General features: G+C 34.7%; 31 protein-coding genes. 27 read left to right on the top strand and 4 right to left on the bottom strand.

Annotated elements, in window-relative coordinates; all coding sequences use genetic code 11:
• Positions 1-65 precede the first annotated feature (65 nt).
• From CEQ21_RS24565 to CEQ21_RS24555, 3 genes are all read right to left on the bottom strand, one after another.
• Positions 66-977 carry a toll/interleukin-1 receptor domain-containing protein gene (locus CEQ21_RS24565; RefSeq protein WP_185766811.1) on the bottom strand — a complete coding sequence of 304 codons (912 nt, stop codon included), beginning with the start codon at positions 975-977 and terminating at the stop codon, positions 66-68.
• A 23-nt stretch (positions 978-1,000) separates the two neighbouring features.
• On the bottom strand, positions 1,001-1,582 hold the full coding sequence (locus CEQ21_RS24560) for an ImmA/IrrE family metallo-endopeptidase (RefSeq protein ID WP_185766810.1): 582 nt from the start codon (positions 1,580-1,582) through the stop codon (positions 1,001-1,003).
• Positions 1,583-1,733: 151 nt separating this feature from the next.
• Positions 1,734-2,171 carry a helix-turn-helix domain-containing protein gene (locus CEQ21_RS24555; protein ID WP_185766809.1) on the bottom strand — a complete coding sequence of 146 codons (438 nt, stop codon included), beginning with the start codon at positions 2,169-2,171 and terminating at the stop codon, positions 1,734-1,736.
• Between the two features lie 159 nt (positions 2,172-2,330).
• Between CEQ21_RS24555 and CEQ21_RS24550 the strand changes: the two genes are divergently transcribed.
• The 11 genes from CEQ21_RS24550 to CEQ21_RS24500 all read left to right on the top strand — a co-directional run bounded on the left by CEQ21_RS24550 (position 2,331) and on the right by CEQ21_RS24500 (position 7,901).
• The gene (locus CEQ21_RS24550) at positions 2,331-2,546 is read left to right on the top strand and encodes a helix-turn-helix transcriptional regulator (RefSeq protein ID WP_185766808.1); all 216 of its coding nucleotides are present in this window, start codon (positions 2,331-2,333) and stop codon (positions 2,544-2,546) included.
• Positions 2,547-2,782: 236 nt separating this feature from the next.
• Positions 2,783-3,295 (top strand): helix-turn-helix domain-containing protein, encoded by a 513-nt coding sequence (locus CEQ21_RS24545; RefSeq protein ID WP_185766807.1) that lies wholly within the window; start codon positions 2,783-2,785, stop codon positions 3,293-3,295.
• Between the two features lie 14 nt (positions 3,296-3,309).
• Positions 3,310-3,570, top strand: coding sequence for a group-specific protein (locus CEQ21_RS24540; protein WP_185766806.1), 261 nt, complete (start codon positions 3,310-3,312; stop codon positions 3,568-3,570).
• Positions 3,571-3,582: 12 nt separating this feature from the next.
• The gene (locus tag CEQ21_RS24535; RefSeq protein ID WP_185766805.1) at positions 3,583-3,912 is read left to right on the top strand and encodes a hypothetical protein; all 330 of its coding nucleotides are present in this window, start codon (positions 3,583-3,585) and stop codon (positions 3,910-3,912) included.
• A 148-nt stretch (positions 3,913-4,060) separates the two neighbouring features.
• The gene (locus CEQ21_RS24530; protein ID WP_185766804.1) at positions 4,061-4,231 is read left to right on the top strand and encodes a hypothetical protein; all 171 of its coding nucleotides are present in this window, start codon (positions 4,061-4,063) and stop codon (positions 4,229-4,231) included.
• A gap of 45 nt (positions 4,232-4,276) precedes the next feature.
• Entirely contained in the window at positions 4,277-5,338 is a 1,062-nt protein-coding gene (locus CEQ21_RS24525; protein WP_185766803.1) for a DnaD domain-containing protein, read from the top strand.
• An 11-nt stretch (positions 5,339-5,349) separates the two neighbouring features.
• Positions 5,350-5,535 carry a Fur-regulated basic protein FbpA gene (gene fbpA / locus CEQ21_RS24520; protein WP_185766802.1) on the top strand — a complete coding sequence of 62 codons (186 nt, stop codon included), beginning with the start codon at positions 5,350-5,352 and terminating at the stop codon, positions 5,533-5,535.
• A 305-nt stretch (positions 5,536-5,840) separates the two neighbouring features.
• Complete coding sequence (locus tag CEQ21_RS24515) at positions 5,841-6,044, top strand: XtrA/YqaO family protein (RefSeq protein WP_185766801.1); 204 nt, start codon at positions 5,841-5,843, stop codon at positions 6,042-6,044.
• 214 nt (positions 6,045-6,258) lie between these two features.
• On the top strand, positions 6,259-6,450 hold the full coding sequence (locus tag CEQ21_RS24510) for a hypothetical protein (RefSeq protein ID WP_185766800.1): 192 nt from the start codon (positions 6,259-6,261) through the stop codon (positions 6,448-6,450).
• Between the two features lie 243 nt (positions 6,451-6,693).
• The gene (locus CEQ21_RS24505) at positions 6,694-7,347 is read left to right on the top strand and encodes a sigma factor-like helix-turn-helix DNA-binding protein (RefSeq protein ID WP_185766799.1); all 654 of its coding nucleotides are present in this window, start codon (positions 6,694-6,696) and stop codon (positions 7,345-7,347) included.
• Positions 7,344-7,901 carry a tyrosine-type recombinase/integrase gene (locus CEQ21_RS24500; RefSeq protein WP_185766798.1) on the top strand — a complete coding sequence of 186 codons (558 nt, stop codon included), beginning with the start codon at positions 7,344-7,346 and terminating at the stop codon, positions 7,899-7,901. The genes CEQ21_RS24505 and CEQ21_RS24500 overlap by 4 nt, the downstream gene beginning before the upstream one ends.
• Positions 7,902-9,215: 1,314 nt before the next feature.
• On the opposite strand, the gene CEQ21_RS24495 is transcribed toward CEQ21_RS24500, so the two are convergent.
• A complete protein-coding gene (locus tag CEQ21_RS24495; RefSeq protein WP_185766797.1) occupies positions 9,216-10,166 on the bottom strand; it encodes a sensor domain-containing diguanylate cyclase in 951 nt (316 codons plus the stop codon).
• 816 nt (positions 10,167-10,982) lie between these two features.
• Here CEQ21_RS24495 and CEQ21_RS24490 point away from each other — a divergent pair.
• From CEQ21_RS24490 to CEQ21_RS24415, 16 genes are all read left to right on the top strand, one after another.
• Entirely contained in the window at positions 10,983-11,606 is a 624-nt protein-coding gene (locus CEQ21_RS24490) for a DUF1796 family putative cysteine peptidase (protein WP_185766796.1), read from the top strand.
• A 1,106-nt stretch (positions 11,607-12,712) separates the two neighbouring features.
• The gene (locus tag CEQ21_RS24485; RefSeq protein WP_185766795.1) at positions 12,713-13,294 is read left to right on the top strand and encodes a type IV toxin-antitoxin system AbiEi family antitoxin domain-containing protein; all 582 of its coding nucleotides are present in this window, start codon (positions 12,713-12,715) and stop codon (positions 13,292-13,294) included.
• Positions 13,272-15,092 carry a phage terminase large subunit family protein gene (locus CEQ21_RS24480; protein WP_185766794.1) on the top strand — a complete coding sequence of 607 codons (1,821 nt, stop codon included), beginning with the start codon at positions 13,272-13,274 and terminating at the stop codon, positions 15,090-15,092. The genes CEQ21_RS24485 and CEQ21_RS24480 overlap by 23 nt, the downstream gene beginning before the upstream one ends.
• Positions 15,092-15,328, top strand: coding sequence for a DUF6148 family protein (locus tag CEQ21_RS24475; RefSeq protein WP_185766793.1), 237 nt, complete (start codon positions 15,092-15,094; stop codon positions 15,326-15,328). The genes CEQ21_RS24480 and CEQ21_RS24475 overlap by 1 nt, the downstream gene beginning before the upstream one ends.
• A 13-nt stretch (positions 15,329-15,341) precedes the next feature.
• Positions 15,342-16,910 carry a phage portal protein gene (locus CEQ21_RS24470; RefSeq protein WP_185766792.1) on the top strand — a complete coding sequence of 523 codons (1,569 nt, stop codon included), beginning with the start codon at positions 15,342-15,344 and terminating at the stop codon, positions 16,908-16,910.
• On the top strand, positions 16,907-18,016 hold the full coding sequence (locus CEQ21_RS24465; protein ID WP_185766791.1) for a head maturation protease, ClpP-related: 1,110 nt from the start codon (positions 16,907-16,909) through the stop codon (positions 18,014-18,016). Before CEQ21_RS24470 ends, CEQ21_RS24465 begins: the two co-directional genes overlap by 4 nt.
• The gene (locus CEQ21_RS24460) at positions 18,013-18,378 is read left to right on the top strand and encodes a head decoration protein (protein ID WP_185766790.1); all 366 of its coding nucleotides are present in this window, start codon (positions 18,013-18,015) and stop codon (positions 18,376-18,378) included. Before CEQ21_RS24465 ends, CEQ21_RS24460 begins: the two co-directional genes overlap by 4 nt.
• Before the next feature lie 16 nt (positions 18,379-18,394).
• Positions 18,395-19,438, top strand: coding sequence for a major capsid protein (locus CEQ21_RS24455; RefSeq protein WP_213087352.1), 1,044 nt, complete (start codon positions 18,395-18,397; stop codon positions 19,436-19,438).
• A gap of 2 nt (positions 19,439-19,440) precedes the next feature.
• Positions 19,441-19,839 carry a hypothetical protein gene (locus tag CEQ21_RS24450; protein WP_185766789.1) on the top strand — a complete coding sequence of 133 codons (399 nt, stop codon included), beginning with the start codon at positions 19,441-19,443 and terminating at the stop codon, positions 19,837-19,839.
• Entirely contained in the window at positions 19,832-20,149 is a 318-nt protein-coding gene (locus CEQ21_RS24445; RefSeq protein WP_185766788.1) for a hypothetical protein, read from the top strand. The genes CEQ21_RS24450 and CEQ21_RS24445 overlap by 8 nt, the downstream gene beginning before the upstream one ends.
• Positions 20,149-20,715, top strand: coding sequence for a phage tail protein (locus CEQ21_RS24440; protein ID WP_185766787.1), 567 nt, complete (start codon positions 20,149-20,151; stop codon positions 20,713-20,715). The genes CEQ21_RS24445 and CEQ21_RS24440 overlap by 1 nt, the downstream gene beginning before the upstream one ends.
• A gap of 1 nt (position 20,716) precedes the next feature.
• The gene (locus tag CEQ21_RS24435; protein ID WP_185766786.1) at positions 20,717-21,223 is read left to right on the top strand and encodes a hypothetical protein; all 507 of its coding nucleotides are present in this window, start codon (positions 20,717-20,719) and stop codon (positions 21,221-21,223) included.
• Complete coding sequence (locus tag CEQ21_RS24430) at positions 21,220-21,630, top strand: hypothetical protein (protein WP_185766785.1); 411 nt, start codon at positions 21,220-21,222, stop codon at positions 21,628-21,630. Before CEQ21_RS24435 ends, CEQ21_RS24430 begins: the two co-directional genes overlap by 4 nt.
• A 3-nt stretch (positions 21,631-21,633) precedes the next feature.
• A complete protein-coding gene (locus CEQ21_RS24425; protein WP_185766784.1) occupies positions 21,634-23,091 on the top strand; it encodes a phage tail sheath family protein in 1,458 nt (485 codons plus the stop codon).
• Positions 23,092-23,093: 2 nt separating this feature from the next.
• A complete protein-coding gene (locus tag CEQ21_RS24420) occupies positions 23,094-23,606 on the top strand; it encodes a phage major tail tube protein (protein WP_185766783.1) in 513 nt (170 codons plus the stop codon).
• Between the two features lie 17 nt (positions 23,607-23,623).
• Positions 23,624-23,971 (top strand): phage tail assembly protein, encoded by a 348-nt coding sequence (locus tag CEQ21_RS24415; RefSeq protein WP_185766782.1) that lies wholly within the window; start codon positions 23,624-23,626, stop codon positions 23,969-23,971.
• Positions 23,972-24,070 lie beyond the last annotated feature (99 nt).

The following is a 24,070-nucleotide window of genomic DNA, read 5'->3' as shown; positions in this document are numbered from 1 at the left end:
TAAAAGAGCAGTTCTTTTAACAAGGGTTAATTCTGGTACACGCTAAAAATTTCCAGTAGGGATGACTAAATTAATTTATTTACTTCTTCTTGTTCAATATATGTTTCTTCAAATTCAGGAACAAGCATTTCTACTAATATATCTCTAATTTCTTCAATATTTAGATTATCAGTTCTAAGTGCGGATATATCAGCTAAAGAAGAACTATACTCCTTTACTTCGTCAAATCCGACTCGATGCCAGATAGGTAATATTAAGTCTCTTCCTTCAGTTACCATTCTTGTCACTAAGCCATTTAGTTCGTAATTAGTCCATCCTTTTTTGAAAAATGATTCTGATAAAACGACAATGCCAAATCGACATTTTGCTAACCCGTTATCTATAGTTTGTCTATTAGATTTGCCCCAAGTAAGTTTGTACTCGTCATACCAAACAGATAGACCAGACTCTACTAACAATTCAGCAAGAGGCTTTACAAATTCTTCTTTATCGTCACTAGCATGGGATATGAATACGTCAAATTGTTCTTCTATTGACGTATTCTCTTGTAATTCTTTTGTATGGAGAGAGATAGCATTTTTATATCTATCTAATTCTTCGAACAATTCTGTTTGATAATTATCTCTTTCATGATTATATTTATTAATTTCAGACATTGATTTTTTAAGCTCTCTTTGTTCTTCTTTAAATAATTGTTCTTCGTATCTTAATAGACGTTTTTCTTCATCTGATATGTTTTTATTAATTTTTCTTTGTTCATCACGTGCTTTATGAATAGTTGTGTTTAATCTATCTAGCTTGGTTAACTTAGTTTTTATAGTGGATGATGATTTAGTTGTTTTAAGTGACTTTTGTATACTAATAACTTCCTTTGTAGCCTTACCTTCAGCGTCTTGCTCTTTTACTAATTTTTTTCTTAAATTAATTAATTTTTCTTTAGATCTTTTGACATTATTCCTGTAAGTGGTTATCGACATGTGTCTTATTCTCCTTCCAGATTTTAATTCAACATTTCTAAACTCCACAATCTTTCACGAATTTGTACAAACCCATCCACCTTATGGTTATAAATCAATGACAATCGATAGTGTGCAAATTCTTCTGTCACAAGAAAGTAATCGGCAATATCGCTTATTAATACTGGTTCATTGACTGCAGTTCTATAGATGTCTTTTAGGAAGCGGTGGGGCATGAGTAGATATGCTGCCATTCTCTTTGCCTGGCTTTCTTGCTTATCTAATGTTAGATTGTCCGACATTAGCTGAGAAGAGTAATGGGAGTAGATATGGCAAAATTCTTCTGCTAACAGCATTCTTTTTTCAATTGGATCTAAGTGGGGGACAATGTAGATTGTGCCACGACGACCACTTTTCTTTGGAATAGAAAATGATTTTAAATGTTTAATAGAGGTATATTCTTCGGTGTCTGCTAAATAGTTCTGATCAAGGGGCTTAATAACAATGCCATATCTCCAACAGATATCATATAAATCAATTTCATCTGTATGTTGATAACTAAAATGTGAAAGGACCTTGTTTGCCCGTTGCTCCCAATCATCTATTTTTTTCTCTGAAATATGCATTTTCATTACCTCATAATCACATGTTGTTAAATTGTTATGATGAACTAAATATTCTTATATAAGAACGATTGTCCATAAAAAGTTAATTTAATAGTCAGTTATTACTATGTTTAGGTTAAAAAGTAACACGATCATTAATCTTAAGATCGTGCTAATCTTCTAATTCTCCAAATCCGTTTTCTTCATTTTCCTCTTCATCGTCAGCAAATAATATATTTCTTGCTTTTTGAAGTTTAATCAGTTCTTTTATTTTCTTCTTAGGATCTTTCGCTAAATCGTGAAAGAGGATAGGGTGTCTCTTTAATTCTTCAAATACTTTATATTCTTCAGCAGTTAAAGTAATTTCTTCTCCTGCTAGGATAACCTTAGCTATATCTTTAGAAGGAAAATCTGTTTCACCTAATAGATAAGATGTATTTACATTGTATTTATCCGCAAGGATTTTTAAAGATGCTAAAGATGGTTCGTTTCTACCCTGTTCGTAGTAGCCATATGCACTTTCTGAAATACCTAAGAATTCTGCAACATTAGATTGGGTCAGTTTATGTATTTTTCTTAGTTCTTTTAATCTTTCTTTTAAACTAGCCATTAAAACAGTCCTTCCAATGTTTCATTATTAATTAATTATACAACTATGAGTTGGGTATAAAAACTTTTTTTAAACAAACAACAAAAAATTGTGCTATATATTGACACTCAACAAAATGTTGGGTTATTATAAAGACAACAAGAAGTTGGGAGGGTAAATATGAATAAGAAAAGAAATATATTAATAAATCTTCGTAAAGAAAAAGACTTAGTTCAAAAAGAAGTTGTATTCTTACTAGAGAAGATGCATGGAATTAAAATAACAGAGAGTTACTACGGAATGATAGAACAGGGAGTAAGGACACCCAGTTTAAATATTGCACTCGCTATTTCAGAACTATTTAAGAAAGATGCTAATGAAATTTTTTTTGATTAATATCACAACAAAATGTTGGGTTTGGGTTTGTTATATTCAATAATTCTAATATTTTCTTAGTCACAATTCTAAATAAATAATGTGACAAAATTATAATTTTTTTTCAAAAACCAGAATTCCTAGAAATTAACCAAAAAGAAGAAATATTAATAGTATTATTCTCAACCAAGTTGCTGCTAATGACTTTTAAAGACATTTTAAAGCATGATTTTAAAAATTTAATAGGGGGAAATGAGATGGCAATTGGCGACTTATTATCGAAAGCAAGAAAACGCCAAGGCATGACGCAGGAAGATTTAGCAGCCGATGTAAATTACAGCCGAGAAGCGATTGCCAAATATGAAACAGGCGCCAGAAAATTACCTAAAGAACTTTATCCGGAAGTAACACTATCTGTAGATGATCCACAGTTTTATTTTGAAACTTGGGAAGCAGCTAGTGGTGTAGTTAGTATTCCATACCTTGACGGTGATTACATAGATCGGCATCCTGCTAGTATGCATTACTTAGTTAGAAAAGAAACAACTGAGGCATTGGAACAGCTTAATAGTGTGTGCTGGGTAAAACCAGCGAGTGTTCGAACAGATGATGAAAGAGAAGAAATGAAAAAAGTACTTATGGAAGTTTTAGATGCTGCAGCAAGCATGATTAATTTAGTTGCTTGTGTTTGTAAAGAGTACCGATTTTCTATGAAAGATATTTTTCGTGCTTGGAATGTAACAATGAAGATTAGAAAATTTAATAAGTAGTGAGGGAGAAAAAAATGCTAAGTATTCAAATTGATCAAAATGAAGTTAAACAAATGTATATGGAGAAATTAAAAGAGAAAATATCAGAGGTTGATGCTGAACTAGTTTATTGGGATGCCAATGAATTAAAAAGAAGAACTTGCATGTGTTGGAATACTATTCAAAAAGAATTTTTCTTTGATCCAAGATTCCCTAAATATAAAGTCGGAAACAAGTGGTATTTTCCTGCAGATAATGCTAAGCAGTTTTTATTGCAATGGATTACAGAACGTTAATAGGAGGACATTATGAAACAATCAATCTTTCTCTTTGAAGATCAAAAAGAAATGGTAATAATAGCTATGAATTATAATCGCTCGACTTTACTAGGTATGAATAAAAAGTTATTTGATATTGCTTTTAATAAAATATTACAAAAGAATAACCCAGTGGAATTAGACGGGATGGAAATGATTCTAGTTTCGCAATCTCTACATAAATATGGGAAGTTTTTGAGTAACTCTAAGCAGATGAAAGAATCTAAAAAATATCGAATTTATGGAGATATCTTTGAAGAAATACGCAAAAATTTTCAACAACTGAATGGTCCTAAATTCAAAAAATCAAGAACTGCATAAAAAATTTACTTTACAAACACTCCAACATATAAAAAGTTCAGATTGACAAGTACTTATCGGGCTTGTCGTAATGGCTAGAAGGATAATTCTATAAATGTTCTTTCTAACTATTACGGTGCGCACCGATTTTAATAAAGGGGAGGGAATTATGCTTTATCAGGTTGATTTTGTAGTAAAAGAAACGTTCCAAGAAATATATCAAGCGATACTTTTCGGTCTAAGTATAAGTGAAGTAAAAGCCCAAGCCAACGATTTGAAAAGAGAAATATCAGTACAGGTAGATTCTCAGCAAATCCAAATTTATATATGCGAGTTTTGATAGGTGATTTGGTTATATATGGAAATTGAGAGGGGAGCAGATATAGTGTCTAGCAAAACAAAAAAGGTAATTATAAAGGAAGAACTAGTTGAGCTTACAGGAGATTTTAAGCTTGCTATTGTTCTAAATCAAATGATTTATTGGTCTGAACGAAAAGAAGATGCAGAGGTATTTATCAAAGAAGAAATGGCCAGATTACAAAAGTATTCTGATGATGTTAAGAATATAGAAGAATTATCAGTCAATATATTAGAAAGTTCTGGTTGGATTTATAAGAAAGCAGAAGATTTGTCTGTTGAGACGATGATAAATGTTAAGCCAAAAGCCATGAGAGAATATTTAAAAGTACTTGTTGCTAATGGCTGGCTAGATGAAAGACGAAATCCAAAATTAAAAATGGATCGTACACTACAATACCGTGTTAATATCCTTAAAATACAATTGGATTTATATAATTTAGGATACAGCTTAGAAGGTTATCCATTACCAGTAGTATTTAGCGAAAAGGAAAATACGTATTTTCTTAAAGATAATACGATAAGTGAAAAAGAAAATTCAAAGGGTGTAAAAGAAAATAGAAAGGTCGAAAAGGAATCTGGAAAGGGCGAAAAAGAAAGAGCAATACCAGAGATTACTTCAGAGACTACTACAGAAATTACTTCAGATAATTTTGAAGAAGAAAAAGAAAGCCAGCCTGAAGATAACCCATTTAATTTTTATGAGCAAAATGGATTTGGAACAATTGGCAGTCATATATCACAAAAGATTATGCATTGGTGTGGTGATCTAAATACTGAATTGGTACTAAAAGCAATGGAGATTGCAGTTGAACGTGGTGCTAAGTCATTTGCTTACGTAGAAAGTATCCTGCGTAACTGGGCAGATAAAAATATTTATTCGGTACAACAAGCTGATGCTTTTATTCAAAAGTACAAGGAGCAGCAAACTAAGCAAAGAACAAGTGGTAACAATCGAAAGCATGTTAGGACTGAAAAAATCCCTGAATGGTTTGGTAACACGCAAAATATAGAAGCTGCTATGTCTATAGAAGAGGAAAAAGTATTGTTGTTGGATTTGCAAGAAGAGATTAAAAATCTAAGAAGCTAGGAGTTGTTATTTTGGAAAGTCAATTGATTAAAGAAGAAAGAAAAGAGTTTGTTATTAGTGAGTTGTTATATTTTGAAGTTACTAAATTAGGAGATGGTAGACAACTATACGAAGGATCACTTGCAGAATTGGAACTATTGCATATTAGGGAAAAGATTAAACAGGCTAGAAAAGTGACGGTGGAACAGATTATATGATTGTATTAACCTTAGGCCAGCTTTACTATTTAGCTAGATATTCAAATGACTATCGGCATCGAGCGCTTGATGAGTTATTCCGGAGAATAAACCATGCTATATAGTCAATGTAGCTGCTGTGGTAAAACGTTTGATGCAAAGGGTAAGAATTATTTGTTTTGCTCTAATTCTTGTGAAGAAGATCATGATATCTTTCAATTGAATATTACTCAAACATATCTCCTAAAAAGAAAAAAAGCCGAGCTTGTGCCCGACCATACGTTGTTTGAACCTACCATCATTATACCAAAAATGGAGTGTTCAATGTGAAAAGAACTAAAGAAATTATTATTAATCCAGATATGTCCATTCAAGAAATTATAGAACCTGGGAAAGTTAAAGTTCTTGTATTGGACGGTAACAAGGGTACAGCTTCCTACTGTGAAGCTGTACGTCATGGAGAAACGATTATAGAAACGGTTGATGGGAAAAGCCGTCGGATTCACTTCAGGGAAAGTGAACTAATATAATCATTTTCATTTAACCTATGTTTCTAGTTTAATGTAAAGTTAGTACCAATAAAAGGTAAAGTTTGGTACGAAATTATTAATTCAATAAGTCCAAGACCGAAAGCGTGAGGACACTGGTAAAACAACATTCAATTGTTGTCTTATCGGTGTCCTTTTTTATTTATCAAGAGTATCACTAACAGTGAAAAAGCTGTCATAAGGAGTTGTCCGCCTAATGCTACATAAGAGCAAGCAACAAAGAAACCAAATACAAAAACAAAAACGAAAAATGATTTTCCAATTGAAATGGGGAGTAAGTAAATACCGCCAAGACAAAAGGACTGGACCAACGACTGTTCATCCTAGAAGCAAATACACTTCACATTTAATGGAAGAAGAAACAAAAAGGATACGTGGAACAGATTGAATTCAAAAAGTATATCTATGCAGTTAAACAAGGAATTTGCTTTAGATAACATTTCTTATGTAAACAAGCTATCATCAAAACCCTTGATATATAAGGGTTCTTAAAAACAGGAAATAAACACGGGAAATAATCTTTATACATTGTTGATATAAAGCCATTTTCCCTTTGGGATTAGTGTGTATTTCCCAAAACGACTGTATAAAAAACTGCATATTTTCTGTTGGGAATAAGGGGGAAAATCAGGTGGAATTGTCCTTAGTAGAGAATTGGGAATACAGAGAATTGTCCAATGAAGAATTAATTAAACAATATCAAGAAACGCTTTCTTTAGTGAAAGAGCAAAGAAAGGAATTCAAAGATGAAAAAAAACAACTAAAAGAAATAATCAAAGAGAGTAAATTGCCAGGAAAGTCTTTTCGACTATCAAAGAAAAGAAAAGCAGAAATTAAGGAGCGATGGCAGCAGCTGGAAGGAGAAGATGCTCCCTATTCATTAATTCAAGGAAATTTGGAGTATGCTCTTTCTTGGTTAAAAAACGGACATGCTCCAGGATCGAACAGAGGAATTGAAAGAAGATCTGTTTATCAAAATACAAAGCCTGTAGATCCATTACGTATGCAAAGATATTTCCGAAGTAAACAACCTGAATTCACATGGGAAACAGAACCAAAGGAAAATGTGATTACTCCTTCTGAAAGAATTATTTTAGATAAGGCTACAGCTTCATTAAGCAAGAGAGAATTAGAAGTCTTGCTTTTAAAGAGTAAAGGACATTCTCAATATGAAATAGCCAAGTTTTTAAATATATCCAGAAGCAGTGTGCAATCTCTAATATCAAGAGCAAATAAGAAAGTGGCCAAAATACTTAATGAAGAAAAGGGTGAGGAAACAGCATGAAGAAGGTTCATCCAATTAGAGACAAGCAAATCATTGAGGATATGAAGGGATTTCTAAAAGAAAGAAACGAAAGGGATTATGTCCTATTCGTGTTAGGGATTAACACTGGCATGCGTATAGGTGACATCTTAAAGCTAAAGGTTGGAGACGTAAGAGGAGAAGAAATAAGTATTGTGGAAATGAAGACAGAGAAAATAAAAGAAGTACCAATCAATAGATCACTGAGGTCAGCATTAAAAGCTTACATAAAGGGGAAACCCGATGATGAGTATTTGTTCTTGAGTAGGAAGAAAGATAAAAAGAAAAAGGGACGAGCAATAGATAGGAGTACAGCTTATAAGATTATTAAAGAAGCGGCTGTCTCATGTGGATTTAAAAAGAATTGTGGAACACATACCATGAGAAAAACCTTCGGTTATATGCATTATAAAAGAAATGGAAATATAGCTGCACTTCAAAAGATATTTAATCATGATAAGGAAATAACTACTTACATTTACATCGGATTAGAGAAAGATTACTTGGACAAAACGATGATGGATTTAAATTTATAGGCTATGTTAAAGGTGAAGGGTGATTTTAAATACAAAAAAGTAAAATGAGCTGGAGAATGTATCTCCAAGCTCATTTTACTTTTGTAACTTTTTTACTCAAGCCCCCTATTGTTTAAGTACATTTCTTCACAAACTTATCCTATAAACAGTTTATATATAATGAATTTGTACACTATTGTTAAAATACCAATACTTTCGATCTCCATTTATATGGTTATTAGCTTAAATTAATGAGCTGTTGACTATAACGAGACCTTTGAAACTTTTTTGATTCTCTATCGTATTAACTTTAAAGTAAAATTCTAAAGGGTGACTTATTTATGTTTGTATCCGAACTCGTGAATTTAGTTTTTAAAATAGGTTGTTATGCTATTTTTACTATCTTATGTATCTTAATTTTTAATGCAGATACTTGGGCTATTGGAGTAGTTATACTCATATTCGTACTTAAAGTGTTTTTCGACATAGTTAAATATCTGAAAAACAAACCGAAGGAGTCGTAAATGGCTTCTTTTTATGTTTTAAGCTACCGTATTGTCTTCAGTGGTCTATCTCCTCTTACACTATCCTGCCTCGATTGTTACACTAGAAAGTTTTCTTTATTACAGAAGTGCTGCCAATATTATGCCATCGTATAGAACTATTCTTATCAATCGATAAGTACAACTTGATTTACTTACGGGCATATCCCATGTTATGTTTATCATATAGTAACATACTATATATGGGGTCCTTTCAGACTTTTCTTAGTCACCTTCCCTTATACTTGGAAGGGAGGACTCAGACATATTAGAAACATGCCAACAACTAACAAGCAATTTCAAAATGGTGAAATATCATTTGGACAAAAAGTTATATACAAAAGTAAAATACACTTTTGTTTTTTTAATCATGAAAATGGGTTATTAGAAATATTGGATCCTAATACAAAATCAATATTCCTTGTTAGAGAAAAATGTCTCCTTTATAGGATTAAGTAAACATCCATGTTTCATGGATGTTTTATTTTTTTCTTCCCTCAAGTTTCCCATTCCTATTTCACTATACTGCCCTGTTTCTACCATAAGCAGTTTTCATTTATTACAGGAATGTTGCCCTATTAGTTCCATAAATAAAAATGAGCTACAACCAGCAACTCATCCCATATTCTCAGAAGCTAACAACTATTGTGTCTTGTATATATGTCCTAAATATCTGTTTTTTTATCCATCAAAAAAAGCCCCTAAAAAAGGGACTTTTTTTGAGCAAGTCGTATTAATTTTATTATTACATATAGATAACATATGTAATTGAAAAAACAACATGCTAAAAAACTCAAAAATATTGATATGTATTTTTCCCACTTGATTTTGCTCTATACAAAGCATTATCTGCTTTTTTTAGTAACTCTGTCAGTGAATGGTCCTCTTTTATATAAGGAGCTATACCAATACTTGTTGATAAGTAAAAATCATTCGTATGGAAATCCCAAGATGATAAACTACGGATAAGATTAGTGGCTATATCATCTATCCTTTCTTTACTAATAGGACCAATGAGATTAATTACAAATTCATCTCCACCTAAACGAAATACAGCTCCTCTTAATGTGCTGTTCCGAATTGCTTCTTCTATCCTTAGTGAAACTTCCTTTAAGACAAAATCACCTGTTTCGTGTCCTAACTTATCGTTAATGTTCTTAAAACCATCTAAGTCTAAAAAAAGAACTACCCCTTCCTCTCTTGTGTGTAGTTGAAAAAACTTTTCTAAAGAGTATCTGTTATAACAACCAGTTAAATGATCTCTATAAGCCATACTTTCTAACTCTAAATAGTACGAAAACATTTTCGCTAATTTTTCAATTAACTTGATGCTATCTCCATTAAAAGTAGTAGCTCTCTCTTGAACTGCACATAGCGTCCCAAAAACTTCTCCATTTCTTAGAATTACAGGCACTCCTAAATAAGCATTTACATTGGTTGCTTGATAAGTTTTTTTTAATCCCCCTAAGCTATTTTCTTTACCAATATCTGTATAAACCAAAGGACTTCCTTTAGAAAAATTAATCCTAGTACAAACTGCGGATTGTAGTGGAATTCGTGATCCTTCATTAATTTGGATGTTTTCCTTATTTTTAGCAACTTTTAGAATGTGCTGCTCTTTATCCGTAAAAGCACTTAGAAAGAAATATCCCCCCGGGATTATATTTTTTGCTAAGGCAAGAATGTCTGCAGCAAGTTCATTGAAATTTTCGTATAATTGATAATCATTTAAACCTTTTCTCATTTTGAATAGAACTCCTTGTACTTTAACATTCTTTTGTTATGTCTCAATGTAGAATTATATATTTTAGCGAATCTTTTCCATCTGATATGGATTCAGTTTCTTTTGCATAAAACTTTTTTTCTGTTTCATTATTATATTATTAGTTAAAGGTATATTTCAGCCTTATTTATAAATTCCTAGTGTATACAAGTCAAATTACTCATATATTACCTATAGTATTTATGCTATTCTAAACTTTATTTAATCTAAGTAATATTTACTGTAAAAAGGCTACATCCTCCTGTACATTTCAATAAATTGTTGGTGTTTTTTTGATGGAATATTAATTTTAAGGATGATGTTCTATTGAATTTGGCCAGAAGGTACTTTATAACGGTAAAATTCACATTTCATGCTTTTAATCTGTAGAAAATTATAAAATAGCTGCATATAATGTATTACCCTTCATTAATCACAAAGTGTAAAAAACCTTATTCAGCCGAGTAAGGTTTTTTACACTTTGTTTAATCTTTTTAAGCTGAAACGGGTGCACCTATTGAAGGTACACCCCTGCTAAAAGAAGAAAGTTTGGAAAGAAAACTGGTCCCCCGACCTTACAGAAACTTTGTGACTTCCACACCACATTAATAAAGTATTCTTTATAAGAAAATAAAGCACGGCTCTTGTCCAAGTAATTAGTATTTCTTAATAACAAAAAAATTCGGAAGATAGTCATGCCTTTTTTTATCAAATTAAACATACGTCCATGCCCTTTTTAATAACATACATCTACTATACAAAGATGTATGTTTATATTTTAGTTAAGGGGAAGATTCAATGAAATTAGATGAAATTAAAGGTCCATATAATGCTATATTTAGCCTAGGGGAGAATTGTATTCCTGCTTTAAAATTAAGAAAATATAACTTAAGACTAATTGCAGGTCCTTTTGATTGGGTAGGAACGCCAAAATTAAAAAATGTAAACGCATTAATAAATACTAACTTTGCTAATTTTTTAAACCTGAGTAATTTAGTCATTCCACAGTACGCATCTACCGAGGATGTCCTGGTTGTGGATTCCGTAAATTACGTATCCTTTAATCACGATTTTAAAACAGATGTTAATACATTAACAGATCTTCCAAGCCTACCACAGGTTCAAGAAAAGTATTTCAATCGTATCAATCGGTTTATGACTATGCTTACTACCTCACAACGTTTATTATTTATTAGAACGAACGCTACCACAACAGATATAATGGAGTTAGAAAATATACTTTCTCGAATGGTAAAAAATGAATTCTCTATCCTGGTTGTCAACCATACCCATGTTAAGGAATTACTAGAAGTAGACTGGAATATCAATAATGTATGTACTATTGAGCTGCCTAATGAGGAAATTTGGGAAGGAAATAATAGTTGGTGGGAGTTTGTTTTCCAAGGAATAACCCTAGCTTAAATACCCTTTATATATTCTGAAATTTTTTACTAACATGTTTTTCGTTCTTTCTTCCACATACCATTCATATAGCCATAACTCTCTCCAGCTAAGGTGTACTTTAAAGGTACACCTTAACTATTTAGGTAAAAAACCCTTCTAGAAAGAAGGGTAGAAAAGTAAATAATATAAAAGGGGAAGTTACATAAATATTATATGCTAGTTCAAATAATTGGTACGGGCTATTAGTTTTAAGTATCTAAAGGCAAAAAACGAAGACAATCCCTACAATTGTCTTCGTTAAAACCTATCTTATTGGGACAGGTGATATTATGTCTATATATCATATTCATATGACTTACTTTTGTTACAGTACATTTATAGCTCGTTTCTTTTACAAACACTTATAAGAACCTGTAATAAAAAATAAAATAGATGTACCCAGGGAAGGTACACCTTTAAGGAAGTTTTTAATGAGTAGGAGGTTTATCACCTACTATAAAGATATGATTCCTTGTCCATTGTGGAGACGGCGATTGTCCCATTCTTATAAAGTTTCGTAATACTTCTAGTCTGTGAATAAATACACTTAAACTAACCTGCCATATTAGTTTAAGTGTAACATTTCACAAACAAAAACAACCTCACGAAAAATCAACCTTAACCATTAACATAGCCAATTTATAAAATCCATTTCGCTTTGTCCTTTTTTTCTTCGAAAAACGGCTAATACAACAAAATTTTAGGGTTTGTGCGTAAATAAATAAATTTTTTATTTTAACCAGTGTTATCAAGGGCTCACGCCCTTTTTTTGAATGCAACACAATTACATAGATATGATGCATTGGAGAAATTCTGTCATCCATTTGCCACCTATAAGTGAGAAGTAAAATTCTGAACCAACCAATTTAGCACTGAAAAGTGCCGACAAACATTGATATACCAGTGTTTTTGCCACATTTCATATTTTTACCAATAATTTACAAAAACCTTAGGTTCTTCTGGCATCTGAGTTCTTTAGCGGGTGCTGACGAGCCAAAAACGGTTCTAGTTTCTGGCCAAAATAGTCGATTTCGTTTTCTCATTCGAAAATCTTGGGAAATAATTTTGGAAGGAGGAGAGAAGCCTTGCCACGTAAGGAATCAGGTGAAATTGCAAAAGTAGTAACAACAGCAGAAATTAGCGAAATACTAGGTGTATCTAAGCGAAGAATTCAACAATTTGCGGACGATGGAGCCTTGGTTCGTCTTAGCAGAGGTTATTATGATTTGCCACAATCCATTAATAAATTTATTGAATATCAAATTTCCAAAGCTTTACCAAGTGATTCTAAAATAGATAAAGAAGAAGAAATGGCACTGTGGACAAGAGCAAAAAAAGAAAAGACACAATTAGAAGTCCAAATTATAAAAGGAGAGCTACATCGTTCAGAAGATGTGAAAAGAATTATGAACGATATGCTTATAGCTTTTAGGCAAAAGACACTTTCTCTTCCATCCAAAATGGCTCCTCAATTAATTATGGTCGAAGATCTTCAAGTGATTAAAGATCTACTGAAGAATTCTGTTATTGAATTACTAACGGAATTAAAAGATTATGATCCGAGCGTATTTTATGAAATTAGTAAAGATAAGATGTTCTTGAATGGAGAGGACGAGGACGAAGATGACGAAATGAGTGATCACCGTGTCAACCAGCTCAGATTATAAAAAGACACTAGCGCTCTTTCAACAATTGGCTTCAGACATATTAGAACCTCCTCCAGAATTAACAGTTAGCCAATGGGCGGATGCATACAGAAAATTATCAAGTGAAGGATCTGCAGAACCAGGACAATGGAGAACAGACAGAGCACCTTATCAAAGAGGGATTATGGACTCCATTAGTGATCCTGATTGTGAAAAAGTTGTGATAATGTCATCAGCACAGGTAGGGAAAACAGAATTCCTTCTGAATATGACGGGTTATCATATAGATCAAGATCCATCCCCAATCTTAATTATGCAACCTACAGAAAAATTGGCAAAAAGCTTTTCTAAGCAACGGTTAGCTCCAATGATTAGAGACACTCCGGCTATAAGGGGAAAAGTTGCAGACGTAAAAACAAGGAATGGTGGAAACACAACGTTAGAAAAGTCTTTTCCTGGCGGTTATATAGCTTTGGTTGGTGCAAATGCTCCTGGTGATTTGGCTGGTCGTTCTATTCGAATATTCTTAGCGGACGAAGTGGACCGTTTTCCTGTTTCTGCTGGTGCAGAGGGAGATCCACTATCTCTTGCTGAAAAGCGAACGAATAACTTTCTTAACCGAAAAAAGGTCTTTGTTTCTACTCCAACAAATAAAGGCAGTTCCCGAATTGAGGCTGAATTTGAATTTAGCACGAAAGAATATTATCACTTACCTTGTCCATCATGTGAAGGACTGCAGCCGTTAAGTTGGGCACAAATTGTGTTTGATAAGAATGATTTAAGCAGCCCTATAACACACGCTTGTAAAGAATGTGGAGCGATGCATTCAGAATATGAATGGAAAAGGCAAATCGGTTTTTGGATTGCGAATGAACCAGAGGCTAATTACAGAGGTTTTCACTTAAACGAATTATTAAGCCCGTGGAGGAAATGGAAAGAAATTGTGGATGACTTTCTTAAAGCGAAGGAGAAAGGTCCAGAAGCAATGAAAGTTTGGGTGAATACGAGTTTAGGTGAAACATGGGAGGAAGAAGGGCAGCAGCTCGAAGACGACGATTTAATGAAACGTGCTGAAGATTATGGGGAAGATGTAGAAGTTCCAGACGATGTGAAAATTCTAACTGCTTCAGTTGACACGCAAGACGATCGTTTTGAAATTGAAGTGGTTGGATGGGGAAAAGGGAAGGAATCCTGGGGAATCCAGTATCAAGTAATTTATGGTGATTTGAAACAACAGGATATATGGAACGAGCTAGATACTTTTTTATCAAGAACTTGGAGCAAGGCAAACGGAAAACAGTTTGCAATTATGTGTACCTGTATGGATAGTGGTGGACACTACACTCAAGAAGTTTACAAGTTTACCAAGCAAAGAGAAGCCAGAAGGGTTTATGCCATTAAAGGGAAATCGACAGGAAAAGGCGAGTATGATCCTTTAGTTGCTGGTACAAGTAGACAGAAACCTTCCAAAACTTTGCTAGTACATTTAGGAGTTAATGAAGGTAAATCAAGAGTGATGTCCAGTCTTCAGATGGAAGACTTCGGTCCTAACTATTGTCATTTTCCAAAAGGAAGAGGATATAACGCAGACTACTTTAAAGGACTAACAGCTGAAAAACTGGTAACAAGGTATGAGCAAGGAGTTCCGTATCAAGTTTGGAAGAAAGTTAGAGCACGAAATGAGCCATTGGATTTAAGAGTTTATAATACAGCTGCTTTAGAAATCATTAATCCTGACTTGGAAAAAGAATATGCTGCCGGAAATACAGGCACGAGTAAGAAACGAAAACGGAGAACAGTGTCTAAAGGGGTGCAATAATGGAAGGAATGACCGATTTAGAAATTGCCAGAAAGATGTATTACGATTGGCTTTCTGCGGAATCAGCAGTAACTACAGGTCAAAGTTATAGTATCGGTACAAGGTCATTAACAAGAGCTAATTTAACGGAAATAAGAAAATCGGTTATTTATTGGAAAAATGAAATTGTGAAATTAGAAGCAAGTTCAAAAGGAAAAGGCAGAAGGGCCATGAGGTTTATGCCAAGAGATTTATAAAGGGTGATAGCTTATGAATTTTTTAGATAAAACAATATCCTTTTTTAGCCCAAAAGCCGGACTAAATCGAATGCATGCCAAAAAGAAAATAGAAATCATCAATAGTGGATATGACAACCATGGTGCCAGTGCAAAAAAGAAAGCTTTGCAAGGATGGTTGACAAGCACTGGTTCGGTAATAGAGGACATTGAGTACAACATTGATACTTTAAGAGAACGTTCCAGAGATTTATATATGGGTGCTCCAATTGCAACAGGCGCTTTAAAAACAATGCGTACAAACGTTGTTGGAGCAGGATTAAGGCTAAACGCACAAATAGATGCTGATTACTTAAATATGACAGTTGAAGATGCAGATGCGTGGGAAACCAAAGTGGAAAGAGAGTTCGCTTTATGGGCAGACTCCATTAATTGTGATGCTCAAAGAATGAATAACTTTTATGAATTACAACAACTTGCCTTTCTTTCTTGGTTAATGAGTGGGGATTGCGTGGCGCTCCTTCCTATGATGCCAAGAACCGGAATGCCCTATGACTTGCGAATAAAACTTATAGAAGCAGATAGAGTTTGTACTCCATATGATGCCATTGCTAAGGACGATAAGATTATTAATGGCGTAGAAATAAACGGCATGGGAGAAGTAGTTGCTTATCATATAGCGGATAAGCATCCTTATTCATCCACTGCGGCAATCAATAAATGGAACAGAATACCGAAATTTGGTGCTGCTTCTGGAAGAATAAATGTTATTCATTTGATGGAAAGTGAAAGACCAGAGCAGAGACGAGGCGTTCCAGTGCTTGCTCCTGTCATTGAAAGTTTAAAGCAATTAGCCAGATATTCCGAAGCTGAATTAATGGCTGCTGTTATTAACGGTATGTATTCGGTATTTGTTACAACGGAAACCGGAAAAGGTGATAACACCTTTAGCCCTTTAGATTCAGAGGATATGATTGACGAAGAGGACAATTCCACTATCGAACTAGGTAATGGGAGTGTCCATTTTTTAGGTGAAAATGAAAAGATTCAAGAGTCTAATCCAGGCAGACCAAACCCAAATTATGATGGGTTTGTCACTTCTATATGCAGACAGATAGGAGCAGCATTAGAAATTCCTTATGAATTGCTTCTAAAGAACTTTACATCTTCTTATTCAGCATCAAGAGGGGCGCTGTTAGAAGCATGGAAGATGTTTAAAATGCGACGAGATTGGCTTGCAAATGGATTTTGCCAGCCTACTTATGAGGAGTTTCTGGCAGAAGGAATAGCAAAAGGAAGAATATATGCACCTGGCTTCTTTACTGATCCGATGGCAAGAAAGGCATATTGCGGAGCGGAATGGAATGGACCATCTCAAGGGCAATTAGATCCTTTGAAGGAGGTGAACGCAGCAGAGAAGCGGGTGGCAAATGGATTCTCTACACGTTCTCAGGAAACCGTTGCTATGGGTAATGGAAACTTCTTCAAGAATAATCAGTTAAGATCGTTGGAAGAGAAAGCAAGAAAAGAAGCTGGCTTAATTCAAGAGGAAGAATCAGAACCAACCAAAAAAACTGAGGACGAGAAGGAGGTGGAAGAGTGAAAATTAGCGTAAGAGGTCCAATAATTTCAAGCAATGACCAGTGGATTTATGATTGGTTCGGAATTGAAGCAACTAGCCCTAAAAAAATCAATGATGCTTTAGAAAGCATTGTAGATAGTGATGAGGTAACAGTAGAAATAAATAGCGGTGGCGGTTCGGTCTTTGATGCATCTGAAATATACGCCTTGCTTAAAGCACATCCGAACAATGTAACAGTAAAGATATTGGGATTAGCAGCAAGTGCAGCGTCAGTTATTGCTATGGCTGGTGATAAAGTTCTAATGGCACCTACAGCGCAATTAATGATTCATAACTCAGCCATGAGGGCACAAGGTGATTATAGAGATATGAATAAGGCTGCTGATTTTTTAAAAACAGTAAACGAAACAATAGCCAGTGCGTATAACCTGAAAAGCGGAAAATCATATGATGAGCTTTTGGCCCTAATGGACGAAGAAACATGGTTAAAGCCAAAACAGGCACTAGATTTGCATTTAATTGATGAAATTATGTTTGAAAATTCTAGTACAAGCATTGTTGCATCTGTAGCTGCAGATGGAGGTATGTTGCCACAAGAGGTCATAGATACAATTAGAAATCAAATGGGTTCAGGAAGGCAGCCGGAAATACCAAGTAACATGGTATTAAATGCTACTAAATCTACTCAAAACACTGAAATTCAGGAGGAACCAAAAGTTATGAATTTGGAAACGTTGAAAAACGATCATCCCGAACTATTCAACCAAGTAAAAAACATTGGATTTGAAGAGGGAATCACAGCAGAAAACAATCGAATTAAGGAGATTGAGGAACTTCAAATGCCAGGTAATGAAGCTTTAATAAATAAAGCAAAATTTGAAGAGAAAATCGAAGCAAGTGCTCTTGCGGTCCAAATTATTAAAGCAGAAAAAGAAAGAGGAACTAATTATTTAAACAATGTTCAAAAAGATGCTCAAATAATTAATGACATTCCTGGTGGCGATGCACCAGCATCCAATAATGGAACAGCTGCAGATACTAATGCGTTACTTTCCGTACTTAATGGCACAAAAGATGAACAAGAAAATGAGTTAACGAATCAATTAGGAGGTGCTCTGCAATCATGAAAATGAATGAAGTTATTGGAGAAGTTGAATTTGATAATTTATTTGCTGGTACAACCGTTCCAGTTAATAAGAAATCAGTTCAGCTTAAGGCTGGACAAGGAGTTTTGCTTCGTGGAACAGTTTTAGCTATTGAAACAGCAACTGGATTAGCTGTTAAGGTAGACAGCACTAAAACTGGAGGAATGGAGTCTGCAGATTGCATTTTAACTGACGATGTTGATACAACTATCGCAGTAGCTAATACAGCCTATAGTTCTGGTCTTTTTAATCGCAAAGCTTTAATTTTTGGGGGAACAGATACAGCTGCTAAACATGAAAAAACACTTAGAACACTAGGTATCTATCTAACAGAAAACCTATAAAATTGGAGGATTTAAAGTGAATTTAAAATTATATCAAACAATAACTATGTTGCCGGCAATTCAAAAAATGATTGCTCCAACAAGCTTCTTGAAAAATACATTTTTTCCAGACGGAGAAACGTTTGTAACAGAAGAAGTATTACTGGATTTTACAAAAGGAAAAAGAAAAATGGCACCGTTTGTTGCTCCACGAGTCGGCGGTATTACAATGACCAGAGAAGGATATAAAACAGAAAGATATCTTGCTCCTAAAATTGCGCCTCAAAGGATTATAACAGTAGATGATCTTGTCATTAGAGGATTAGGAGAAAATATTGTCAGCAGTAAAACACCACAGCAAAGACAAGTGGAACTTTTGGGGAAAGACATTAAAGAACTTACAGCTATGATTACCAGAAGACAAGAATGGATGTCAGCGCAAGCATTACTTAACGGAAAAGTAGTCATGAAAGGTTTTATTGACCGAAGTGATAAGGACTTTGTAACTCAGGAGCTGGACTTTAATTTTACTAATAAGGAAATTTTAGAAGGTTCCGATCGCTGGGGACAAGGAGGCAATATTTACGAAGACTTAGAAAACTGGAAACTTGAAATCACGCAAAAAACTGATGTCAATGTTGATATGGTAATCATGGGTAGAGATGCATTAAAGGCATTCCGTAATGATGCTAATATTCAAAAGCTAATGGATATTAGAAACATGAACAATATCGAATATAAGCCTGTTTATAGAGGCGAAGGTGTAAGTTACATTGGCCGAATTGCAGAGCTTAACTTGGATATTTACACATATGATTCCTGGTATGTAGATGATGATAATGTGATGAAACCATTTATTCCGGCGAATACAGTAGTTCTTGCAAGAGCAAACCTTGGAGAAACTTTGTATGGTGCCATTACTCAAATGGAAAGCTCAGAACAATTTATTACGTATGATGGAAAAATCATTCCTAGATCATGGGCTGATGTAAATGCAGAGGCTAGAATGATTCGTTTAGCAAGCCGTCCTGTTCCAAAGCCAAACGATGCGGATGAGTGGTTCGTTGCACAGGTGGTGTAATAATGACAATTCAATTTAAATTAAAAAGTCGTTATAACGGAAAAAGATTTTATCCAGGTGAACAAGCAAATATTCCAGAAGAAGTAGCAAAGCGTTTAGTAAACTGCGGAGCTGCTTTTTTTATTGAGGAAAAAGAAGTAGTTGACCTTAACGATGGAAAAGAAGGGGAGCCAGTAGCACCTCCTATTGATTCAGAATTGGTTGATTCTGAAGAAAACAGCAAGGATATTCATAAGCTTTTGTATAACAAATTCAATAAGGACATCTTAAAGGAGGCTGCTATGGAAGTAGGTATTTTAGTTCCAGCAATCGACCAGAAAAAAGATGATCTTATTGCTTTAATCATTGCAGAAGGCAAAGCAGAGGAAGTATTAGCACTTCCTGTTGACTTTAATGAGTAATTTTAAAGATTTCCTTGCTAAAGATATAAGTGATACCTTTTTCAATGCAAATGAGTTTGCAGAAAAGCTGCTAATTGAGGGGAAAGAAGTCACTATTATTAGAGATCCAGAACAACTTATAAAAAAGCAGTTTGGAAATGGTGGAGAAGGACTTGCAAATGCAGAAATCCTTTTCTATGTTCCAAAAACGGAGCTGAATTTCAGACCTATAGCTAATCAACAAATACAGCTAGGAGAAAGGAAATTCCGTATTATAAGTGTTTCAAGTGAAGATGAAATGTATGTCATAACGGTAGGGAGGAATCAATAATGCCTGTAACAGTCAATATTGACCACACCTTATTACACAATGTCCAGAATCGACTAGGAACGTTTCAAAAGAAGGCTCCAGATGTCATAACAAAAGCATTAAATAGGGCAATGACCACCGTGGCTGCAAGTATTACAAGAGAAGTAAGGCAAGAATACAACATAAAAGCTGGTGATGTTCGAAACACCTTGAATAAAACAAGAGCGTCCAAGTCAACTTTGTCCGCCATTGTCACTTCAAGAGGTCAAGTAATTCCCATTGATCGTTTCAAAGTATCACCTAAAACCGTACAACCAAGACGGAAAAAGCCAATCAAAATTGCTGTTAAAAAGGGAAGCAGCTTAAGAGCTGTAAAAGGCCCGTTCGTTGTAAACATCAATGGAATTAAGGTGTTTAAAAGGGAAGGAAAGAAACGGTTACCTGTTACCAGAGTAATGGGCCCTTCAGTTCCACAAATGATTGGTAATGAAGAGGTTCGCAACAAAATTAATCGTACTGGCTATGAAACATTTCTAAGTCGAGTAGATTATGAGATTAACAGAGCCATAGGGATAGGACAGGATTAACATGATACCAGAGACATTACAGACCGAGTTAATCAAGCGTTTCGAAAAGGTATTTAAGGGAGTTTTTTTCAAAGGTCAAAACGGAGAAAAGGTTCCAGTAAAAGTGTACGAGCAACATTTACCGATACCCAAACGAAACGAAAATCCACATGACGAGTTTGCTGAAGAAGATAACAGTCTTTCTTTTTATCCGGCAATCGTTGTGCAATTATTCGAAGGGGTCCAGGAAGGTTGGGATACTCCCCAAGTTATTACAGTGAATGTCATTGTAGGGGTTTATGACGATTCCGAAGACAGAAGCGGATATAAAGATGTACGAGCAATTCTGAGAAAATTAGCAATGGATTTAACAAAGAATCGTCAAATGAAAAAACAGTATTCTTTACCGGCTCCTCCGAGGTGGAAAGTACATGACGAGGATACACATCCGTTTTATTTCGGAGCTATGTTATTGGAATTTGAAGAAGCAATACAAATACTAGACGAGGAAGTGAACAAGTTAATATGACGACTCGAAAAAAAGCTGAAGTTGAGGAAATAATTACATCTGGCGCAGAGATTGAAGAAGCAAAGCAATCCAATGTAGTAAAGGAAGAAGTTCCACAAGTAAAAGAGCTAGTTTCTACACCGGAAGTTGCCAATGTAGATGTTCATGAGTTAAGAAAGGCAGAAACAGTTCAGACGCTTATTTATGTTGGTCCAAGTATTCCTGGTAATACCCTGCCGCAATATTCTACTTTTACAGATGGATTTCCTGTTCAAGTAAAAGCAGAAATAGAGAAATGCCCTTTTATTCAGGAATTAATCGTGCCGGTTAGTGATTTATCACAGGCAAACGCTAATTTAGGAGTAAAGGGAACAAAAGAACAAGTGATGTATGAAAAGACGTTGCAATTTTACCAAGGAGGCTTTTAATTAATGGCTTATGAACATGGAATTAATATAAAAGAAAATAGTACATCCGTAACGCCTCCTGTGCAGAATATAGGGGGCGTTTTAATTGCCGCCGGAATTGCACCAGTTCACTTTTCAGCAGATCCATTCGCTGTTACTAACGTGCCTATCTTGGCCAACAATTTCGGAGAGGCAAAATCCAAACTTGGTTATAGCGAAAACTTCAGTAAATACACACTTTGTGAAGCTATGTTCGCAGCCCTGCAGTTAGCTTCTGTTGGCCCTGTTGTATTTATTAATGTTCTTGATCCAACAGTCCATAAAACGGTTGTTACAGATGCAGCACTAACGATTGCAAAGGGAGCAGCTATCATTAATGATGAAGGTGTTTTGTTAAGCACAGTAAGACTTAAAAGTTCTGATGGCACAAAAACATTTGAAAAAGACAAGGATTATACTATCAGCTTTAATGCAGCTGATAAACCGGCAATTACTGTTTTAACAAGTGGCACTATTGGTGTTGCAACTGCTGCAAAAGTAACATATGACAAAGTGGATGCTTCGAAAGTAACGAAAGCAGATGTTATTGGTGGATATGACAGTGCTGCAGGTAAATATAAAGGGCTTGAATTGGTCCAACAAGTTTATCCAAGATTAGGTGTTGTCCCAGGTCTATTAATCGCTCCTGGCTTTTCACAATATCCAGATGTTTATGCGGTAATGGTGGCAAAAGTACAAAAAATCAATGGAAGTTTTAATGCCGATGTTGCAGCAGATATTGATACTACAACCGTTACAAAATATGAAGATGTACCAACTTGGAAAAATGACAATGGCTATACAAATGCAAAGAGTTCCGTATTATGGCCAAAAACAAAAATTGGAACAAGGATTTTACATGCAAGTTCCATTTATGCTGCTTCTTTGAAAGCGTTGGACGCAACAACAGAGGATGTTCCAGCAGAATCACCATCTAACAAATCAATTGCTATTAGTGGTGCTTGCCTAGCGAATGGAACAGAAGTTTATCTTGATCCAGTTCAAGCTAACTATTTAAATGGACAAGGAATTGTTACCTTCATAAATTGGGGTGGATGGAAAGTTTGGGGTAACAATACCGCAGCTTATCCAGGCACGACCGATCCTAAAGACCGATTCATTAACTTAAGAAGACTAATGAACTGGTGGGGAAATAGCTTTGTGCTTACTTTCTGGAATGAAATTGATGATTTAACAAGTACTCGATTAATTGAGGGCATTGTGGATAGCGAGAATATTCGAGCAAATGGATTAGTAGCTGCAGGTTATATTGCTGGCGCAAGCATTGAGTTTAGGGAGGAAGATAATCCTCAAACGGATATCTTAAATGGGAAAATTACATTCCTTACAAAAATTGGTGGTTATACGCCAGCAGAACAAATTGTAAATACTCTTGAATTTGATCCAACATTCATGACTAATAGTCTATTTGGAGGTGCGTAAGCATGATAATACCAGCTAAAGTTGCTAATTTTAATGTATATGATGACAAGACAAAATTGCTAGGAGTATCTGGAGAGATTACGCTGCCTAACTTAGAATCAATGACTTCTACAGTAAGCGGCGCAGGAATATTGGGGGAGCTTGAAACTCCAAACATAGGGCATTTTGGAAGCATGTCTATTGAGATACCTTGGAGATCGCTATTAGATAAGACGTTCAACTTTGCTGCTTATGCAGGTAGATCGTTAAGTCTAAGAGGTGCTGTTCAACAAGTTGACTCTAACTCTGCTGCAATATCGTATTACCAAGTGAAAATCACCATAAAATACATGTCGAAAGCACTTGACCTTGGTAAATTATCTCTAAATTCAACGATGGAATCCAAGAACACTCTTGAGGTATTTTATATCAAGGTGGAAATTGATGGGAAAACAACATTAGAATTGGATAAATTAAATTCTGTTTACAAAGTAAACGGAGTCGACCAATTATCAGCAATTAATAAATTAATCTAAGAAAAGAGGAAATTAAAATGACACAATTAGAAAAAACAACAAATAACACAGCATCAACTACTACAGAATCCAACGAAAAAGGCATTGTTAAATTTAACAAGCCTTTTTCTTTTGACGGAGAAACATTTACACAGGTTGATGTAAGTGGTGTAGAAAATTTAACAGGTCAGGATTTAGACGATGCAGAAAATATGCTATTGCGTGTAAATAAGCCTTCTATGGTTCCAGAAATGAGCATGACATATTTGTTTTTCCTTGCTTCTAAAGCAACTGGTAAGCCACAAGAGTTCTTTTTCCAACTGCCTGCAAAAGACAGTTTAAAAGTTAAAAGAACGGTGACAAGTTTTTTGAACGCAGCGGAGTAATAAGCTTTCAAGATGGAAAGTACAAGAAAAATTATGACCGTAAAACCTTAAATAAAGTCTTCATCAAGCTAGGAATAGCAACCAAAACACCTAAAACAT

Origin of the sequence: Niallia circulans, assembly GCF_007273535.1 — a bacterium.
In the GTDB taxonomy this organism is placed as follows: domain Bacteria; phylum Bacillota; class Bacilli; order Bacillales; family Cytobacillaceae; genus Niallia; species Niallia circulans_B.
The sequence above is the reverse complement of the archived record's forward strand: the minus strand, read 5'-3'. Positions and strand labels throughout refer to the sequence as shown.

Bases quoted from the DNA above. Each gene is read 5' to 3' on its own strand.
- CEQ21_RS24565 (WP_185766811.1), bottom strand. From the start codon at position 977: ATGTCGATAACCACTTACAGGAATAATGTCAAAAGATCTAAAGAAAAA.
- CEQ21_RS24560 (WP_185766810.1), bottom strand. From the start codon at position 1,582: ATGCATATTTCAGAGAAAAAAATAGATGATTGGGAGCAACGGGCAAAC.
- CEQ21_RS24555 (WP_185766809.1), bottom strand. From the start codon at position 2,171: ATGGCTAGTTTAAAAGAAAGATTAAAAGAACTAAGAAAAATACATAAA.
- CEQ21_RS24550 (WP_185766808.1), top strand. From the start codon at position 2,331: ATGAATAAGAAAAGAAATATATTAATAAATCTTCGTAAAGAAAAAGAC.
- CEQ21_RS24545 (WP_185766807.1), top strand. From the start codon at position 2,783: ATGGCAATTGGCGACTTATTATCGAAAGCAAGAAAACGCCAAGGCATG.
- CEQ21_RS24540 (WP_185766806.1), top strand. From the start codon at position 3,310: ATGCTAAGTATTCAAATTGATCAAAATGAAGTTAAACAAATGTATATG.
- CEQ21_RS24535 (WP_185766805.1), top strand. From the start codon at position 3,583: ATGAAACAATCAATCTTTCTCTTTGAAGATCAAAAAGAAATGGTAATA.
- CEQ21_RS24530 (WP_185766804.1), top strand. From the start codon at position 4,061: ATGCTTTATCAGGTTGATTTTGTAGTAAAAGAAACGTTCCAAGAAATA.
- CEQ21_RS24510 (WP_185766800.1), top strand. From the start codon at position 6,259: ATGCTACATAAGAGCAAGCAACAAAGAAACCAAATACAAAAACAAAAA.
- CEQ21_RS24500 (WP_185766798.1), top strand. From the start codon at position 7,344: ATGAAGAAGGTTCATCCAATTAGAGACAAGCAAATCATTGAGGATATG.
- CEQ21_RS24495 (WP_185766797.1), bottom strand. From the start codon at position 10,166: ATGAGAAAAGGTTTAAATGATTATCAATTATACGAAAATTTCAATGAA.
- CEQ21_RS24490 (WP_185766796.1), top strand. From the start codon at position 10,983: ATGAAATTAGATGAAATTAAAGGTCCATATAATGCTATATTTAGCCTA.
- CEQ21_RS24475 (WP_185766793.1), top strand. From the start codon at position 15,092: ATGGAAGGAATGACCGATTTAGAAATTGCCAGAAAGATGTATTACGAT.
- CEQ21_RS24470 (WP_185766792.1), top strand. From the start codon at position 15,342: ATGAATTTTTTAGATAAAACAATATCCTTTTTTAGCCCAAAAGCCGGA.
- CEQ21_RS24460 (WP_185766790.1), top strand. From the start codon at position 18,013: ATGAAAATGAATGAAGTTATTGGAGAAGTTGAATTTGATAATTTATTT.
- CEQ21_RS24450 (WP_185766789.1), top strand. From the start codon at position 19,441: ATGACAATTCAATTTAAATTAAAAAGTCGTTATAACGGAAAAAGATTT.
- CEQ21_RS24445 (WP_185766788.1), top strand. From the start codon at position 19,832: ATGAGTAATTTTAAAGATTTCCTTGCTAAAGATATAAGTGATACCTTT.
- CEQ21_RS24440 (WP_185766787.1), top strand. From the start codon at position 20,149: ATGCCTGTAACAGTCAATATTGACCACACCTTATTACACAATGTCCAG.
- CEQ21_RS24435 (WP_185766786.1), top strand. From the start codon at position 20,717: ATGATACCAGAGACATTACAGACCGAGTTAATCAAGCGTTTCGAAAAG.
- CEQ21_RS24430 (WP_185766785.1), top strand. From the start codon at position 21,220: ATGACGACTCGAAAAAAAGCTGAAGTTGAGGAAATAATTACATCTGGC.
- CEQ21_RS24425 (WP_185766784.1), top strand. From the start codon at position 21,634: ATGGCTTATGAACATGGAATTAATATAAAAGAAAATAGTACATCCGTA.
- CEQ21_RS24420 (WP_185766783.1), top strand. From the start codon at position 23,094: ATGATAATACCAGCTAAAGTTGCTAATTTTAATGTATATGATGACAAG.
- CEQ21_RS24415 (WP_185766782.1), top strand. From the start codon at position 23,624: ATGACACAATTAGAAAAAACAACAAATAACACAGCATCAACTACTACA.